Here is an 18192-nt window from a genome sequence, read left to right as displayed (position 1 = left end):
ATTATTTAGTGCAAACTACTTGTTCCGTAAACCTAAGGTCAATTTTTTTGTATTTGTATAACGAACTATCTAAAACCGCTTTTTGAAAGAAAGCTTTATAGTTTCTAAATTTCTTATCAACATTCATCGTTCTGCCAAAATCTATGAAGTAATCATAGTTACGATTAAACATTTTTAAGCTTCCATTCGGCATAATCTCTATAGCAATGATGTTTTTTTTCAAAAACGCATCGTCATAAATTGTGCGAAATAAAGCTGCTAAATCTTCGTTATTTTTTTCATTTATTGCCCCTGAAACAAGAGGAACTCGCGCAGTGAAATTGTCCGACAAGGGCATTTTATTACCCTCATAGTCAATATAAAAAGAAGCGGCGCCATCATAAACTCTTGCTATGGGCGTCTTCTGTTTTACTACTGCTTTTAGAACTCCATCGATACTTACAAAAACATTTGACTTCTCAATCATCTCTTGCGTATCGAGGGTTTTCTCTATCTTATTCAAATCTACTTCATCTTTTCTAATACTGGAAGCGTCTCTTTTATTTTCTATCAACAATTTATTAACCGTTTCTGGCTTCACAAAAAGCGTATTTTCTCCTACAAAAACAACCATCGATTTTTTCAATTTTCGATCGCCATTTCGATGTTGCGCGAAGGAATATAGAAACAAAACCAGTCCGAAAATAAGTACTAATCTTATATTTGCCCAATTAAATATTTTCATTTAAAACCTTTTTAATTGACGGAACCATCTCTCCCAGATCACCAGCTCCAATTGTTACAATAATAGGCGCATCGCTGGCTTTGATTTCACCTAATAAATTTTCTTTTGCAACAATTTTTTTGTTCGAATTTGTCATTTTACCCAAGAGCCACTCAGAAGTCACTCCTTCCATCGGAAGCTCTCTTGCAGGGTAAATATCCATCAAAAACACTTCATCAAACTGCGATAAGCTTTCGGCAAATCCGTCAACGAAATCTCTTGTTCTGCTGAACAGGTGCGGTTGGAAAATCGCTAAAACTTTACGTCCCGGATATAATTCTCTAACTGCCTGATGAACAGCGTTTATTTCTGTTGGATGATGCGCATAATCATCAATATACACTAAATTTTCGCTCTTAATCTGATACGAAAAACGTCTTCTGATTCCGTTGAATGAAGCAATGGCTTTTGCAATAGAATCGGTCGGGGTGCCGAAAGTTTTAGCCATCGCAATAGCCATCAATCCATTCATTAAATTGTGTTTTCCAGGCAATCCGAAACGCAAGTCCTTCATAATTTCTGACGGCGTTTGCACGTCAAAAACATAAGCCCCATCTTCGATTCGAACATTATAAGCCTTATATACAGCATCTTCATTTATAGCACATTGAACACCGTCTAAAGGCAATTCTTTGGTTATAAAAAGATTATTTTTATCTTCGACTTTTGAAGCAAATTCTCTAAACGAAGCTTGAATAGCATCGCTAGTTCCATAAATATCCAAATGATCCGCATCCATAGAAGTCACACAAGCGATATCTGGACGCAAATGCAAAAACGATCTGTCAAATTCATCTGCTTCGACAACTGTTACGGTTTTTCCGCTTCCGATTAAATTAGAATTATAATTCTCAACAATTCCACCAATGAAAGCTGTTACATCAGCACCACTTTGAAACAAAATATGCCCCAAAATACTTGACGTTGTTGTTTTTCCGTGTGTTCCAGCAACTGCAAAACAGAAAGTATCTCTACTTATAATTCCGAGAACTTCGGCACGTTTTTTAACCTCAAAATTTCTTTCAATAAAATAATTCCATTCTGAATGAGTTTTTGGAACCGCTGGTGTGTAGATTACCAGTGTATTTTCAACAAAATAATCCGTTGGAATTAAATTTATATTATCTTCAAAATGAATATCAATACCACTTTCAATCAATTCACTAGTCAGCATAGAAGGTGTTTTGTCGTAACCTGAAACTTGTTTTCCAATAAACTTGAAATAACGAGCCAGAGCACTCATTCCGATACCTCCGATACCAATAAAATAAACGTTTTGTATTTGATTTAAATTCATTTTCTTTATTTATAAAAATATTCTAAAACTTTATTTCCTAATTCTGAAAGAATATAAACTCCCAAAACAATTACTATCAAAGACAGAATGTCTCTTATAGACTTTTTGAAATATCTTTTATTCTTTTTAAAATCATAATAATATGCTACACCAATTAAAACAATAAACAGAAGAAAAATAATTAGAATATAATTCATTTAATTACTTATTTATCAATTTCACAATCTCAGCAACAATAGCCTGAGTTGCTTTTGGCATAGCTAATTTTTTAATATTATCACTTAATTGTTTCTGTTTTCCGTGATCTTTCAGCAGCGCTTCAAAAACAATGCTAAACTGACTATCAAGCTCAGATTCTTTCAACAAAATCGCACCTTTTTCGTCTACAATTGCCTGCGCATTTTTAGTTTGGTGATCCTCAGCCACATTCGGCGATGGAATAAAAATCACTGGTTTTCCAACAATGCATAATTCTGACACCGACGAAGCACCTGCACGTGAAATTATGACATCTGATGCTGCGTAAACAAAATCCATTCTTTCAATAAAATCAACCACTTTTACATTTGGCTGATTGTAGTTTTTGTATTCTTCAAAATATAGCTTCCCACATTGCCAGATTACCTGAACGTCTTGCGAAAGAAAATTTTGCAATTCTTTTTCGATTAACTGATTGATTCTTCTCGCTCCTAAACTCCCTCCTAAAACCAGTAATGTTTTCTTATTTGGGTCTAAACCATAAAAAGCAATTGCTTCCTCTCGTTTACTTTCGATATCAATCAAATCCTGACGAACTGGATTCCCTGTTAAAACAATTTTTTCTTTCGGGAAAAAACGCTCTAAATTTTGATACGCCACACAAATTGCATTTGCCTTTTTGCTCAACAATTTATTTGTTATACCTGGATAAGAATTCTGCTCTTGAACCACTGTTGGAATTCCAGCCGAACCTGCCGCTTGCAATAATGGCCCACTGGCAAAACCACCCGTTCCGATTACTACATCTGGCTTGAACTTTCTAATTATTCTTTTTGATTCCAATAAACTGCTCGCCAATTTTAACGGAAACATTAAATTCTGCAAAGTCAATTTTCGCTGCAATCCAGCAATCCAAAGACCTTTTATTTCGTAACCTGCCTGAGGCACTTTCTGCATTTCCATTTTATCTTTGGCACCTACAAAAAGAAATTCTGCATCAGGAAATTGTAATTTTAATTCATTTGCAATCGCAATTGCAGGATAGATATGCCCTCCTGTTCCACCTCCGCTAAGTATGAATTTATACTTTGTCATAACTATTCGATCCTTTTATTTGTTCAAAACTGCATTCATCGGATTTCTTGAATTATCTTCGATAGAATACAAAGCTTCTTCTTCGTAAATCTCTTCTTTTTCATTGCTAGCCAAATCTTCTTCAGCCAATTCTTTATCTATTAATCTTTGAAGCGCTTCTTTTCTTCTTGCTTTTTCTTCTTGCTCTTCGGCAATTTCTTCTTCTTTCTTCGTTACACTAATAATAATTCCGAGAGAGAAACATGTCATCCAGATAGAACTACCTCCAGAACTTATCAGCGGAAGCGTCTGCCCTGTTACTGGCAATAACTCTACTGCAACCGCCATATTAATCATTGCCTGAAATATCATCGGAAATCCGAGGCCAACGACGACTAGTTTTCCAAAAAGCGTATTCGCTTTATGCGATGCTATAACAAATCGGAACAATAACAATAAGTACAGAACCAATATTGCAACTCCGCCAACTAAACCATATTCTTCTACTACAATTGCATAAATAAAATCTGAAGATGACTGTGGCAAGAAATTTTTCTGAACACTTTTTCCTGGTCCTAATCCGCCTAATCTTCCAGATGCGATTGCAATTTTTGCTTTTTCAATCTGATAATCATCTTCGTCTGGCTTATCGGTTGTAAAGTTCATAATACGACTTTCCCACGTTGAAACCCTACTGAAGAATCTTGAATCTGGAAATGCTTTTGCCACCAAAAGGAAAAAAGCCAACATTGCAATTCCCGATCCTATGATAAAAGCAATATATTTTAATGGATATTTACCAATAAACGTAAGCATCATTACCATTGAAAATATCAACGCTGTGGTCGAAAAGTTGGCTGGCAATATTAAGGCCAAAGTGATAAATACCGGAACCCAAAGCTGAATAAACGAGGTTTGAAACGGCTCGTTTTCTTCTTTGGTTTTCGACAGATAACGCGCAACGTAAATAAACAATACGCTTGCCGCTAAAGTCGAAGTCTGAAACGTAATTCCAATGAACGGCACCTGAATCCAACGGCTCGCATTTGCTCCCGCGATTACTGTTCCTTTCAATAAGGTGTACAACAACAAAAGCCAAACCACTGGAAGCGCAATTTTCGAAATTGCTCTAAAATAATGATATGGCACTTTATGAACCCAGTAAATAATCAAGAAACCAATACAAACGTGAGCCAGATGTTTTACCAAATACCCCAATGTATTCCCAGTTCCATGACCTATATACGCCAGATTACTACTTGCACTAAAAACAGGCATAAACGAAAACAAAGCCAATAAAGCCACAAATGACCATATTACTCTATCTCCTTTTAGTTTGTTTACCAGCTCTTTCATAATTCTTTCGTTTCAGGTTATTCTTGTTTCAGGTTTCACGTTACAACTTGAAACATGAAACTTGAAACTCTTTTTTATAAGTTGTGGACAGCTTGTTTAAATTGTTTTCCACGGTCTTCGTAGTTTTCGAATAAATCGAAACTCGCGCAGGCTGGAGACAATAAAACTACATCGCCTTTTTCTGTTAATCTTTGAGCAGTTTTTACTGCGTCATTCATATTGTTTACTTCAACCATAATATCTACAACGTTTCCAAAAGCATCGATAATTTTACGGTTATCAATTCCAAGACAGATAATTGCTTTTACTTTTTCGCGTACTAAAGACATTAATTCGTTGTAATCGTTTCCTTTATCAACACCTCCAACAATCCATACAGTTGGCGCATTCATACTGTCTAAAGCAAAGAAAGTAGCATTTACGTTTGTTGCTTTTGAATCGTTGATATATTGAACGTTCTGTATTTTTAATACTTTTTCTAAACGGTGTTCAACACCTTGGAAATTAGATAGACTTTCACGAATCGTTGCATTTCTAATTTGCATCAATTTAGCTACAGAGCTTGCTGCCATGGCGTTTTTCATATTATGTTTTCCTTCTAACGCAATGTGTTCTGTATCCATTGTAAACTCTTCTTGGTTGATCTTTATTTCCATTTTGTTGTTATTTATAGAAGCCCCTTCATCAAATTTTTTCGTCAATGAAAAAGGAATTAGTTTTGCTTTTGTTTTGTTCTTCTTTAACCATTCTGTGCTTGCTTCATCATCTGCATCGTAAATGAGATAGTCATTTTCAGTCTGGTTCATCGTTACTCGGAACTTCGAATTAATATAATTTTCATATTTATATTCGTATCGATCTAAATGGTCCGGACTTATATTGGTTATTATCGCAATATCGGGTCTGTAATTTATTATTCCATCTAACTGAAAACTGCTTAATTCAAGAACGTAGGCATCAAATTTATTTTCCGCCACCTGCCAGGCGAAGCTTTTTCCAATATTTCCTCCCAATCCTACATTTAATCCTGCATATTTCAGCAAGTGGTGCGTGAGCATTGTGGTGGTCGTTTTACCATTACTTCCTGTAATCCCAATCGTCATTGCTTCTGTGTAAGGAATCGCAAATTCTATTTCCGAAATCACTTTAATTCCTGCCGCGACGAGTTTTTTTACTATCGGAGATTTATCAGGAATCCCAGGGCTTTTCATTACCACATCAGCATTTAGAATTAAATCTTCTGTATGCTGCTCCTCTTCCCAGGCTATTTTATTAATGATAAGAACTTCTTTATAACTCTCTTTTATTTTTCCGAAATCGGATACAAAAACCTCATATCCTTGTTTCTTCCCGAGGATCGCGGTTCCTACCCCGCTTTCTCCTCCTCCTAAAACTACTAATCTCATTTATCTTAATTTTAGGGTAATGATTGACAATATGGCTAACATTACAGCTACAATCCAGAATCGGGTTACGATTTTACTTTCGTGATATCCCTTTTTCTGATAATGATGATGAAGTGGCGACATCAGGAAAATTCTTCGTCCTTCACCGAAACGCTTCTTCGTATATTTAAAATAAGTTACCTGAATAATTACTGAAGCACTTTCTGCTAAGAAAATTCCACAGAATAAAACAATCAATATTTCTTTACGAACTGCAATTGCTAAAACCGCGATGATTCCACCAATAGTCAAACTTCCTGTATCTCCCATAAAAACCGATGCTGGATATGAGTTGTACCAAAGAAATCCGATTAGAGCACCAACAAAGGCAGAAATAAAAACCGTCATTTCTCCCGAATTTGGGATATACATAATGTTTAGATAATTCGAGAAAATAATATTACCTGAAACGAATGTAAAAATCCCGAGCGCGAGGACGGATATTGCGGAGGTCCCTGCGGCGAGTCCGTCGATACCATCTGTTAAATTTGCTCCGTTTGAAACTGCCGTGATAATAAAAATTACTACTGGAATAAATACTAGCCAAGCCCATTTTTCATATCCATCACCCATAAAAGACAAAACTTCAGCATAGTCAAATTCGTTGTTTTTCACGAAAGGAATTGTGGTTGCTGTAGACTTTTCTTCAACACCAGCAGGAACAACAACTGTTGAATTTGCTGCCGCTTTAAATACATCTGTACGTCCAGTATCCGTTCTTACTGTAACTGCCGGATTAAAATAAAGCACTGCCCCAACGATGATTCCAAGACCAACTTGACCAATTACTTTAAAAATTCCTTTTAATCCTTGCTTATCTTTTTTGAATATCTTGATGTAATCATCAACAAAACCAATTGTCCCCATCCATAATGTCGTTACAATCAGCAAAACAATATAAATGTTATGCAATCTTGCAAATAACAAAACTGGAATAAGAGTAGCAAAAATGATAATTAATCCACCCATTGTTGGTGTACCCGCTTTTTCGTTTTGACCTGCAAGACCAAGCTCTCGTACAGTCTCTCCTACTTGCTGACGACGCAAAAAGTTGATTACCCTTTTACCATAAATAGTCGACAAAAGCAACGAAAGCATAAATGCCAAAGCTGATCTAAATGTGATGTACTGGAAAACTCCTGTTCCCGGAAGATCCAATGTTTTATCAAAATATTCAAATAAATAGTACAGCATATTTTTCTATTTTTTTTAAATTCCAATCTCGAATTAAATTCCAATTTTTTAAAACCCAAAATCCAATTTTATTGGGATTTGAAATTTGGAATTTCCTTTTTGTTATTTATTTAGTTGTTCTAAAATTTCTTTTACCGTTTCCATATCATCAAAATGATGGCGAACACCGTTTATTTCCTGATACGTTTCATGACCTTTTCCTGCGATTAGAATAATATCTTTAGGCTGAGCCAATTGACAAGCTGTTTTGATTGCCTGTTTTCTATCTGTAATTCGCAGCATTTTTTTATAGTTGTGTGGCTCAACTCCCTGTTCCATTTCATCCAAAATAACTTCTGGATCTTCATTTCTTGGATTATCCGAAGTCAGAACTGCTTTATCACTCATATCCGAAGCAATCTTTGCCATTATCGGACGCTTTGTTTTATCACGATTTCCTCCACAACCAACTACAGTAATCAATTGCTCGTTTTTTGTGCGGATATCATTTATCGTTTTCAAAACATTTTCCAATGCATCTGGCGTATGTGCGTAATCTACAACAGCAGTAATTCCGCTATCTGATACGATATACTGAAAACGACCTGAAACACTTTCTAAATCAGACAGTAAACGCAACGCTTCTAAGCTATCAATACCTAACTCTACAGCAGTTCCATAAATAGCTAAAACATTGTATGCGTTGAATGTACCAATCAGTTTTACCCAAACCTCATTGTCATTGATTTTTAATAATAATCCAGACAATTGGCTTTCTAAAATCTGAGCTCTATAATCTGCATAAGATTTTAAAGCATAAGTCAGTTTTTTAGCCACGGTATTCTGAAGCATTACAGAACCGTTTTTATCATCAATGTTCGATAAAACAAAAGCTGATTTGGGAAGTGAATCAAAAAATGATTTTTTAACATCTCTATATTCAGCAAATGTTGGATGATAATCTAAATGATCGTGAGAAAGATTCGTGAAAATTCCGCCCACAAAATGCAAAGCTTCTGTACGTTTTTGGTGAATTCCATGCGAACTAACCTCCATAAAACAATGCGTAACTCCAGATTCAACCATTTCATTTAAATAATGATTAATCGTTAAAGAATCTGGTGTTGTATGCGTTGCAGGATATTCCGTTTGATCTACTACGATTTTTACTGTTGATAATAATCCAACTTTAAAACCTGCCTTTTGAAACAACTGAAACAATAATGAAGCAATTGTCGTTTTTCCGTTTGTTCCGGTTACACCAACTAATTTTAATTTTGCAGATGGATCTCCAAAATAATTAGCAGCCATAAAAGCCAAAGCGGTATTGGTATCTTTTACTTGAATATAAGTTACCTCATTGGCCGTATTTGCTGGAAGCGTATCGCAAATAATTGCTTTTGCTCCTAGCTGAATTGCTTTCTCTATGTAATCATGTCCATCTGAAAGCGAGCCTCTGATTGCAACAAAAACATCATTTGCTTCAATCTTACGTGAATCAAATTCAATTTTAGAAATAGCAATATCTGTTGAACCTTTTACAGATTCAATAGCTACTTTATATAATATGTCTTTTAATACTTTCACGATAATTCTAATACAATTGTTGTGTTTTTGCTAATACTGGTTCCAGCTTGAATCGATTGATTTTTTACTTTCCCCATTCCATTTACTTTTACTTTCAAACCTAAATTCTCCAGCAAAGCAATCGCGTCCATTCCCGGCATTCCTTTTAAATTAGGAATCTGATTAAGCTTTTTATTAGCTTCAGCCGTGTATTTATCATAACTAGCATCCTGTTTTGGAATTCTAGTGTCTAATTTTTTAATCTTATTTGTTGAAGGCGCATCTGTAAAAATCTTTTGAGCAATTCTTTTGAAAACCGGTCCAGCAACATCTGCTCCATAATAGTTATTTCTAGATGTATTTGGTTTATGAACCACCACGATACAAGAATATTTAGGATGATCTGCCGGAAAATAGCCTGCAAAAGAAGAAGCGTAATACATTCCTTCTCTTCCTGCATTACCATAATTTACCATAGCCGTTCCTGTTTTTCCTGCCATCGAAAAATCTTTTGAATACAACTTAGAACCTGTTCCTTTTTTTACCACATTCGCCAAAACTGCTTTTACTTTTTTTAGTGTTTCTGGCGAACAAACCTTTGGATTCATTACTTCTGTATCAAACTTTTTAATGGTTTTGTTCCATTCTTTAATTTCTGATACAAATTGTGGTTTTACCATTACCCCATTATTCGCAACGGCATTATACAAAGTTAAAGTCTGCATTGGCGTAACCGAAACGTTATATCCAAAAGCCATCCACGGAAGTGTAGTTCCTGACCAATGTTTGTCTCCAGGCTGTGGAACATAAGGTCTTCCTTCTCCTTTAAAATGCAATCCTAATGGCTTATTTAAACCTAAATCATTAATATGATTTACAAACTTACGCGGGTTACTTTTGTAATTATCATAGACCGCTTGTACCATTACCGTATTTGATGAAAGTTCAAATCCGCGTGCTAAAGTAACTTTCCCGTAACCACCTTTATGCGAATCGCGAACAGCTCTTCCATAGTATCTGATTTCCCCACCGTGACTATCGTAAACTGTACTTGTATCAGCTACTTTATCTTCTAAAATCGCCATTAAATCAACTAATTTAAAAGTCGATCCAGGCTCGTGAGATTCAGCAACAGCATAATTTGTGGTTTCATAATAAGAACCATCTTCTGCTCTTCCTAAATTTGAAATCGCTTTTATGTATCCTGTTTCCGTTTCCATTACTACCACACAACCGTGATCTGCTTCGTAATCTTCCAATTGTTTCAACAAAGCGTGGTGCGCAATATCTTGAATAAAAACATCTATAGTCGAAATCACATCGTAACCATCAATTGGATCTACTTCGTTTACATCACGAATTGGTTTCCACTGTCCTTTTGCGATTTTCTGCTTTAAAATTTTACCGTCTTTTCCGTTCAAATAACTTTTAAAAGCCCATTCAATTCCTTTTCCAACTTCTACTCCAGTTGCAGGATCAATACGGTCGTAACCAATTGTTCTTTCTGCAATTTTCCCGATTGGGTGTTTTCTAACCGTTTCTTGCTCAACTATAATTCCACCTTTGAAAGCTCCTAAATTGAATAATGGAAAACCTTTAATTTTCACATATTCAGTATAACTCAAATTGCGTGCAATCAAATAATAGCGGTTTTTATTTTCGCGTGCTTTTCGCAATTCTTTCTGGAAATAACTGCTTGGCTTATCTAAAACTGTCGCCAGAGAATCTGATAATGGTTTTACATACTTCTCAAACGTTTCTTTTTTTGGCGTTTTGGCATCAAAACGAATTTCATAATTCGGAATTGATGTTGCCAGCAAACTTCCATCAGCAGAATAAATATTTCCTTTATTGGCAGGAATCACAAAGTTTCTTACCGTACGCTGTTTTGCCAGTTTTCTGTAATAATCTCCTTCAACCCATTGAATATTGGTCAATTTAACAACAATAGCAATTGCCATCAAAAAGATGAAAACTGCTACGAGGTAAATTCTGTAGGATATATGTTTATCTTCTACTGCCATATTCTTTTAAAGAAACTTTTTTCTTCTTCTTTTTTAACTTCTATTTTCACTGGAGGAACCGTCGACGGAAAAATTTGTTTTTCTAACATTTTATCCGAAATAGTTGACTCCATTTTTAACTTCATCAATTCTGAACGTCGATCTACAAATTCCGATCTCAGTTCTTTTACTTCATTATTTAACTTCGCGATTTCAAAAACCTTTTGTTCATATCGCTGTGTATTGGCAATCATCAAAATGGCCAGCAGAATTATAAAGACAATAAATCGCCAATTTTTTACTGCATCTTCATGAATCAGGAATCTTGCTTTTAATATGCTAAATACACCACTTTTCATTATTTCCTACCTTAATATATATTATAGCTTTTCTGCGACTCTTAATTTGGCACTTCTTGCTCTATTATTAATCTTGATTTCTTCGTTGTCTGGAACAATAAGTTTTCCGATAGTTTTAAATGGAACTGAAAAGTTTCCGTAAAAATCTCTTTCAGGTTCTCCTTCAAACATTCCGTTTTTTATGAATCTTTTTACCAAACGATCTTCTAAAGAATGGTAAGAGATTACAGAAAATCTTCCTCCCGGTTTTAAAATCTCCAATGACTGTTCTATAAATTCTTTAAGAACATCCATTTCTTGATTTACTTCAATTCTGATTGCTTGATAAATCTGAGCCAATACTTTGTTTCGAACTTTCTCTGGCAAAAATTTTTTCAGAACTTCTTTTAATTCTTCAGTCGTTTTGATTGGGTAATCTTTTCTCGCCTCAACAATTGTTCTTGCCAAAACTGGCGCATTTTTCAACTCCCCATAATCAAAAAAAACACGACGTAAATCCTGTTCTTCATATTCGTTAACCACTCGATAAGCATTTAAATCATTTCGTTGACTCATCCGCATATCTAACTCGGCATCAAATCTTGTTGAGAAACCTCTCTCAGGAACATCAAACTGATGTGATGAAACTCCCAAATCTGCCAAGATTCCGTCAACCGCTTTTACTCCGTGAAAACGTAAAAACCTTTTTATGAACCTAAAATTCTCATTTATCAAGGTAAACCTTTCGTCTGGCAATGCATTGGCAAGCGCATCTTCGTCTTGATCAAATGCAAACAGCCTTCCGTTTGGCCCTAATCTTTTTAAAATCTCTTTTGAATGACCACCGCCCCCAAACGTAACATCTACATACACACCATCAGGTTTAATATTTAAACCATCTACTGTTGGATGAAGCAAAACCGGATTATGATATTCCATCTTCGTCGTCATTAATATTTCCCATTACTTCTTCGGCTAGATCTGCAAAATCCATATCTTCGCCGCTTATTGATTTCTCGTATAAATCTTTGTCCCAAATCTCAACAATATTAACCGCAGATGAAAAAACCACATCTTTAGAAATACTTGCAAACGTTACCAAATCCTTTGGAACAAGCAATCTCCCCAGTGCATCAACCTCAACTACTTTAACACCAGCAGTAAACCTTCTAATGAAATCGTTGTTCTTTTTTACAAAGCGATTAAGCTTGTTGATTTTTTTCATCATTGCATCCCATTCTACCATAGGATATAATTCTAAACACGGCTGAAAAACAGAGCGCTTCAAAACAAATCCGTCTTGAAGAGAAGCCGTCAACTGCTTTTTTAAAGGCGCAGGCATCATTAGCCTTCCTTTAGCATCGACTTTACACTCATATGTTCCAACAATTGTGTTCAAAAAAAACTAGTTAACATGTTATACAGCAAAAATATAAAAAATATTACCACATTTTACCACTTTATACCACTTTGTTAATAAGTTTAACCACTTTGCTACCACTTTCTATAATCAGCAATCAATCAATACGTTAACTATTAATTAACAGATTCTTAAATACGTTATTCATTCGAAAAAATAATGCGCTAATTTTCTTAAAAAATTGATTATAATGCATGTTTCTTAACATTTGAATATTTTAACAAATACACGTTTAATTACTGATTTTTAACCTTTTACATATTCTACTCAAATTATCTAGTTAAAAAATGACATCAAAAATTCATTTTTGTTGAATTAACCCTATATTTGTCGAAATTGAAATTGGCATTAGATTAGATGGACAAACACTATAAAAAAGAAGGCAAATACAGCTATTTCGAAGCTGGAGAAGGAACTCCGATCGTTATCCTGCATGGTTTAATGGGAGGCCTAAGTAACTTTGATGGTGTAGCACAATATTTCCCAACAAAAGGATATAAAGTTGTTATCCCAGATTTGCCAATATACACCCAAAGCATTTTAAAAACGAACGTAAAAAGTTTTGCGAAATACGTAAAAGACTTTATCACTTTTAAAGGTTTTGACAAAGTAATTCTTCTAGGAAATTCTTTAGGAGGACACATCGCTTTGTATCATACAAAACTTTATCCTGAGAAAGTTGCCGGACTTGTAATTACAGGAAGTTCTGGACTTTACGAAAGCGCAATGGGAGACAGCTACCCACGAAGAGGCGATTACGAATACATTAAAACAAAAGCCGAAGCTGTATTTTATGACCCAAAAATTGCAACCCCAGATTTGATTGATGAAGTTTACGCTACTGCTAATGACAGGATCAAATTAATCAAAACTTTAACCATTGCAAAGAGTGCAATTCGCCACAATATGGCTAAAGATTTGCCAAAAATGGATGTTGAAACTTGTATTATTTGGGGTCGTAATGACTCTGTAACCCCTCCAAATGTTGCAGAAGAATTTGATAAATTACTACCAAATTCAACTTTATACTGGATTGACAAATGCGGTCACGCAGCAATGATGGAACATCCTCAGGAATTCAATGAAATTCTTGAAAAATGGCTTACTGAAAAGAATTTTTAGCCGTAAAATTTATTTTTTTTAGGAGGTTTTAAAACGAGAGATTATGAAAATTAACACCGCCGAATTTATTGTCAGCAATTCTGACGCATCAAAATGTCCGAAGGATTTTTTGCCAGAATATGCTTTTATAGGAAGATCAAACGTAGGTAAGTCATCTTTGATAAATATGCTTACCAACAACAAAAACCTAGCTAAAACATCTGGAAAACCTGGAAAAACACAATTAATCAATCATTTCAAAATCAACAATAATTGGTTTTTGGTCGATTTACCAGGTTACGGATATGCTAAAGTTTCAAAGAAAACAAAATCAATTTTCCAACAGTTTATTACCGATTATTTCGAAAACAGAGAGCAATTGGTTTGTGCTTTTGTTTTGATTGATATTCGCCACGAAGCACAAAATATTGACATTGAATTTATGTCTTATATGGGCGAAAGCGAAATTCCGTTTTGCATTATTTTTACTAAAGCAGACAAGATTGGCAAAACAAAAATAGATTCGCATATTGCCGCTTACAAAAAACAGATGTTTGCCAACAACTGGGCCGAAATGCCACAGTATTTTGTAACCTCATCTACAGAATCAATAGGAAAAGAAGAGCTTTTGTCTTATATAGATCAAGTGAATCAGGAAGTTTTTAAAAACAACTCAGAATTTTAGAATTAAATTCCAAATTCTAAACTTTAGAAACTCAAAATATTAAATCCCAAATTCCAAATCTTAAAATTGGAATTTGGGATTTTTTTATTGGAATTTACCATTGTAGTTTTTTCTTCGTTTTTCTCCTAAAATTTAAAGATCTCCATTCTTTATAAATCAGAAACTGATAGAAGATGTAAAAAAGAGAATTGAAGAACCAGAAATCCAACACAAACGGTTCTGTAAAAATCACCGATTCACTATTTCCAGACAGAAAAATACCAGCACTGCTTGTTACATAAATAATGAGTCCATTACAGAAATAGAAATAGTTATGCTTATGCTTTTTTAAATTTAAAACAATATAATAGACTGCATAAAACAACAGCGGAATAGATGTTATAGCTATTTCTATCAAATTAAACTCCCAATACAAAGAAGGTCTATCATAATATTGATATCCTAAAAAAAGTAGCACCGAAACAAACACAATTGCCATAATCTGCTTTAGCACTTTACTTGAAAAACTTTTATAAAAAAAGAGATTAAGTGTGATAAACTGGAAAATAAAATAATAGTGCGAAAGGAAGAAATTAGAATTTGGATAAAGGAATCCGATTATATGGCAAAGTAACTCTACACAAAACAACAGTACCAAATAAGCTGTTATAATATGATACAATACATCTCTGTTTTTGCAGGTCATGTAAAACCGTATCGCATTGGCAAGTAAAAAAAACAATCCGACAAGGCTTACCAGAAAAGGAAACAGCATATAATTTGTTTTACCCAGACAATGTACAAAATAAAAAATCCCAAACCCAATATTTAAGATTGGAATTTGGGATTTTCTTTATCTAAAATCTGACTATTTCGTAAGTTCTAGTTTTTCTGCAAAGTAATCGCAGAAATCTTTCATGGTATCAGACATTTTTTCGTCATCTGTTGCACGTTTAAAAGTGTCCGACATTGCCACTAAAGTCTGGTGGAAGAAAATTTTCATTTCATCTACCGGCATATCTTTTGTCCACAAATCAATACGCATGGTTTCTTTTGCTTTACTATCCCAAATAGACAGCATAATTGCTTTTGCCTCTTCGGCTTGAACTCCACCGTCTTGTGCACTCCATGTTAGTTTTTCCGGAACGCGGTTTTCGTCCAATTCTATATTGAATTTAATTTCTGAGTTTATATTTGCCATTATTTCTTAGGTTTATATTTTGATTTTTCGAAGATTTCTTTTGGCTCAAGCTTGAACAATTCAGCCAAAGAAACATCACTATTATTTTTCATGTAAGAACGTACCATCTGCCAGCCAATCCAAGCTCCCACTCGCCCTGGAGAATCGTTATCTATTTCTAAAAAGAATTTAGAAAAAGGTGCTGGAGCTATAAATCGTGCTCTCAATTTAGGATCTTCATTGTAAAGCATTTCATTCTCTATAAAATAACGCCACATATAGGCCTCATTTTCTTCGCACCATTTTATCTGTTCAGGAGTATACCCCATTTTTTCTGCATCTGTATATTCAGGAATCAGCAAATCTTTTGCATAAAGCTGTTTTCCTTCAAAAATCATTTGAGCAACCAAACTCCTATCAATTGAATTTGGAATATTTCGATAAGAAAAACTAGAAACCACGTCTGGCATAATCTGTCTTTCTTCAAAATTCTCTTTTAAGTAATTCGGAAACTCATAAAACTTATGATCCTTTCCTAAATACAATTCCAAAGCTACCACTACAAGACTGTCTGCATAAATTGATTTTGCATTATAATCCATTTCCCCAATAACAGTAATTACTTTAGGAATTTTAGTTTTAGGAAAATAATATTTTACGTGCTGAAAAAGCTCATTAAACTCTTTGCGAACAGGTTCAAAATTGCTGTATTTTTTCTGAACTTCTTCGTAAACTTCTCTCCAGATCGGATCGTTCATTTTCTGAACCCAGACATTATCATCATTGCCAGGAAAGAAAAAAGGATATTGTTTTTTTATTTTTGGAAGATCTTGAGGTTTGGTCTCAAAAAACACCTTATCAAATCTTTCCACTTTAATATCAACAGGAATTTCTTCTACTGCTTTTTCAACCTTACTTTTTTGGTTGCAAGACAAAAAAAACAGGCATAGAACCACTGCAAAGCGATATATTTTCATTTTATTTTAATTAGATTTGTGTTATCAGAATTTTAAGTAAGTGCATACTCAAAATAATTCTGCAAATATACATCCCTGTATCTTAAAACTTAAACTATTATGGCTAAAAAAAGCACAATTCAGACAGAAAAAGTAAATACGCACATTGTAGAGTGGTTAAAAAATTACGCTGCTAATGCAAAAGTAAATGGTTTTGTCATTGGAATCTCAGGAGGTGTAGATTCTGCAGTAACTTCAACTTTATGCGCACAGACCGGACTGAAAGTTTTATGTGTAGAAATGCCAATTCATCAGGCAGAAAGCCAGGTGTCAAGAGGAAGAAAGCATATTGACCAGCTTAAAAAACGTTTCCCTAATGTTTCTGATGTTAAAACTGATTTGACAGGAGTTTTTGAATCTTTTAAAAGCAGTGTCCCTTCAACCGATGATCAAGCTAAAGTAAATTTAGCTTTGGCAAACACGCGTGCACGTATTAGAATGACTTCTTTATATTATTTAGCAGGAATTCATGGTTTATTGGTTGCTGGAACAGGAAACAAGGTTGAAGATTTTGGCGTTGGATTTTATACAAAATACGGAGATGGCGGAGTAGATTTAAGTCCGATTGCCGATTTAATGAAATCTGATGTATACGCTTTAGGAGAATTTTTGCAAATCCCACAATCAATTTTAACAGCTGCTCCTACTGATGGCTTGTTTGGAGACAATCGTACCGATGAAGATCAATTAGGAGCAAGTTATGACGAATTGGAATGGGCGATGCTAGCCGCGGAGTCAGGAAAGACGGCATCTGACTTTGAAGGGAGAGAAAAATCTGTCTTTGAAATCTATAAACGATTAAACACCAGTAACAAGCATAAAATGGATCCGATTCCAGTTTGTTTGATACCAAAAACGTTAAAATAATACATTTTAACATTCTCTGCGAGTTATTACAGAATTTATTTATTAATTTTACCGTTCCAAAAACATGAACAATTCTAAAAAAGGTAAAAATTATGATTAAAGTATGTCTAGCAGACAATCATCCTGTGACGCACTTTGGCGTTAAGTCTTATTTCAAAGACCACGATCAAATTTCAATTGTTGCCAACGTAGGCAATTTTTCAATGGTTAGAGATATCCTTCAAACGAAGGAAATCGATATTCTAATCTTAGATTTAGAACTAGAAGGGCTTTCAAGCATCTTCGAAATCAAATCAATCCTGAAAAATTTCCCAAAAACAAAAATTGTTATTTTCAGTGATCTTGCTGAGCAAATGTATGCTCCAAATGCAATTAAAGCAGGAGTTTCTGGGTATGTACACAAAACAGAAAAACTTGAAACATTAGGTCATTCTATTATTAAAGTACACGAAGGAAAAATTATCATCAACGAAACAGTACGTAAAAACATGGCACTTATCGCTAAACAAAGCAAGAGTGAGCGTCTGTACAGAAAACTTTCTAACCGTGAGATCGAAGTTTTACGTTACTTAAGTGATGGTAAGAAAAACAACGAAATCTCTAAAATCTTAAATCTGAACGAAAAAACGATCAGTACTTACAAATTGAGATTATTAACGAAATTAAACGTCACTAATTTGGTTGACTTAGTAAACAAAGCTAAGACTTTAGAAATTATTTAATTACAGCTC

General features: G+C 34.5%; 18 protein-coding genes. 4 read left to right on the top strand and 14 right to left on the bottom strand.

Annotation, left to right across the window (positions count from 1 at the left end):
• Position 1: 1 nt before the first annotated feature.
• The 12 genes from DM397_RS09345 to DM397_RS09290 all read right to left on the bottom strand — a co-directional run bounded on the left by DM397_RS09345 (position 2) and on the right by DM397_RS09290 (position 12612).
• Entirely contained in the window at positions 2–724 is a 723-nt protein-coding gene (locus DM397_RS09345; protein ID WP_111377283.1) for a cell division protein FtsQ/DivIB, read from the bottom strand.
• Positions 711–2060, bottom strand: coding sequence for a UDP-N-acetylmuramate--L-alanine ligase (gene murC / locus DM397_RS09340; RefSeq protein WP_111377282.1), 1350 nt, complete (start codon positions 2058–2060; stop codon positions 711–713). Before murC ends, DM397_RS09345 begins: the two co-directional genes overlap by 14 nt.
• 5 nt (positions 2061–2065) lie before the next feature.
• Complete coding sequence (locus DM397_RS09335) at positions 2066–2257, bottom strand: hypothetical protein (protein WP_111377281.1); 192 nt, start codon at positions 2255–2257, stop codon at positions 2066–2068.
• A gap of 4 nt (positions 2258–2261) precedes the next feature.
• The gene (murG, locus tag DM397_RS09330) at positions 2262–3353 is read right to left on the bottom strand and encodes an undecaprenyldiphospho-muramoylpentapeptide beta-N-acetylglucosaminyltransferase (RefSeq protein WP_111377280.1); all 1092 of its coding nucleotides are present in this window, start codon (positions 3351–3353) and stop codon (positions 2262–2264) included.
• Between the two features lie 15 nt (positions 3354–3368).
• Complete coding sequence (locus DM397_RS09325; RefSeq protein WP_111377279.1) at positions 3369–4688, bottom strand: FtsW/RodA/SpoVE family cell cycle protein; 1320 nt, start codon at positions 4686–4688, stop codon at positions 3369–3371.
• Between the two features lie 74 nt (positions 4689–4762).
• Complete coding sequence (gene murD / locus DM397_RS09320; protein WP_111377278.1) at positions 4763–6094, bottom strand: UDP-N-acetylmuramoyl-L-alanine--D-glutamate ligase; 1332 nt, start codon at positions 6092–6094, stop codon at positions 4763–4765.
• On the bottom strand, positions 6095–7327 hold the full coding sequence (mraY, locus tag DM397_RS09315; protein ID WP_111377277.1) for a phospho-N-acetylmuramoyl-pentapeptide-transferase: 1233 nt from the start codon (positions 7325–7327) through the stop codon (positions 6095–6097).
• Positions 7328–7429: 102 nt separating this feature from the next.
• Positions 7430–8893: a UDP-N-acetylmuramoyl-L-alanyl-D-glutamate--2,6-diaminopimelate ligase gene (locus tag DM397_RS09310; RefSeq protein WP_111377276.1), complete on the bottom strand. Its 1464-nt coding sequence runs from the start codon at positions 8891–8893 to the stop codon at positions 7430–7432.
• Positions 8890–10896 carry a penicillin-binding protein gene (locus DM397_RS09305; protein ID WP_111377275.1) on the bottom strand — a complete coding sequence of 669 codons (2007 nt, stop codon included), beginning with the start codon at positions 10894–10896 and terminating at the stop codon, positions 8890–8892. The genes DM397_RS09310 and DM397_RS09305 overlap by 4 nt, the downstream gene beginning before the upstream one ends.
• Complete coding sequence (locus DM397_RS09300) at positions 10887–11234, bottom strand: FtsL-like putative cell division protein (RefSeq protein WP_008467159.1); 348 nt, start codon at positions 11232–11234, stop codon at positions 10887–10889. The genes DM397_RS09305 and DM397_RS09300 overlap by 10 nt, the downstream gene beginning before the upstream one ends.
• A 21-nt stretch (positions 11235–11255) precedes the next feature.
• Complete coding sequence (gene rsmH / locus DM397_RS09295; protein WP_185957094.1) at positions 11256–12164, bottom strand: 16S rRNA (cytosine(1402)-N(4))-methyltransferase RsmH; 909 nt, start codon at positions 12162–12164, stop codon at positions 11256–11258.
• Positions 12139–12612 carry a division/cell wall cluster transcriptional repressor MraZ gene (locus tag DM397_RS09290; RefSeq protein WP_035691746.1) on the bottom strand — a complete coding sequence of 158 codons (474 nt, stop codon included), beginning with the start codon at positions 12610–12612 and terminating at the stop codon, positions 12139–12141. Before DM397_RS09290 ends, rsmH begins: the two co-directional genes overlap by 26 nt.
• Positions 12613–12990: 378 nt before the next feature.
• Here DM397_RS09290 and DM397_RS09285 point away from each other — a divergent pair, with 378 nt between their 5' ends.
• Entirely contained in the window at positions 12991–13755 is a 765-nt protein-coding gene (locus tag DM397_RS09285; RefSeq protein WP_111365039.1) for an alpha/beta fold hydrolase, read from the top strand.
• 43 nt (positions 13756–13798) lie between these two features.
• On the top strand, positions 13799–14419 hold the full coding sequence (gene yihA / locus DM397_RS09280) for a ribosome biogenesis GTP-binding protein YihA/YsxC (RefSeq protein ID WP_111377274.1): 621 nt from the start codon (positions 13799–13801) through the stop codon (positions 14417–14419).
• An 847-nt stretch (positions 14420–15266) separates the two neighbouring features.
• Here the strand turns inward: yihA and gldC are convergent.
• Both gldC and gldB read right to left on the bottom strand, forming a co-directional pair.
• Positions 15267–15599, bottom strand: a complete 333-nt coding sequence (gene gldC, locus DM397_RS09270) for a gliding motility protein GldC (protein ID WP_008467164.1) — start codon at positions 15597–15599, stop codon at positions 15267–15269.
• Positions 15599–16555, bottom strand: coding sequence for a gliding motility lipoprotein GldB (gldB, locus tag DM397_RS09265; RefSeq protein WP_111377272.1), 957 nt, complete (start codon positions 16553–16555; stop codon positions 15599–15601). The genes gldC and gldB overlap by 1 nt, the downstream gene beginning before the upstream one ends.
• A gap of 99 nt (positions 16556–16654) precedes the next feature.
• On the opposite strand from gldB, the gene nadE reads away from it, so the two are divergent.
• Positions 16655–17461, top strand: coding sequence for an NAD(+) synthase (gene nadE / locus DM397_RS09260; RefSeq protein ID WP_111377271.1), 807 nt, complete (start codon positions 16655–16657; stop codon positions 17459–17461).
• Between the two features lie 92 nt (positions 17462–17553).
• On the top strand, positions 17554–18183 hold the full coding sequence (locus DM397_RS09255; RefSeq protein ID WP_008467169.1) for a response regulator transcription factor: 630 nt from the start codon (positions 17554–17556) through the stop codon (positions 18181–18183).
• The last annotated feature ends 9 nt before the right edge of the window (positions 18184–18192 follow it).

Origin of the sequence: Flavobacterium nitrogenifigens (assembly GCF_003254565.1) — a bacterium.
GTDB classification, from domain to species: Bacteria; Bacteroidota; Bacteroidia; order Flavobacteriales; family Flavobacteriaceae; genus Flavobacterium; species Flavobacterium nitrogenifigens.
Note: the sequence above shows the minus strand (reverse complement) of the source record. Positions and strands in the feature narration are given on the sequence as shown.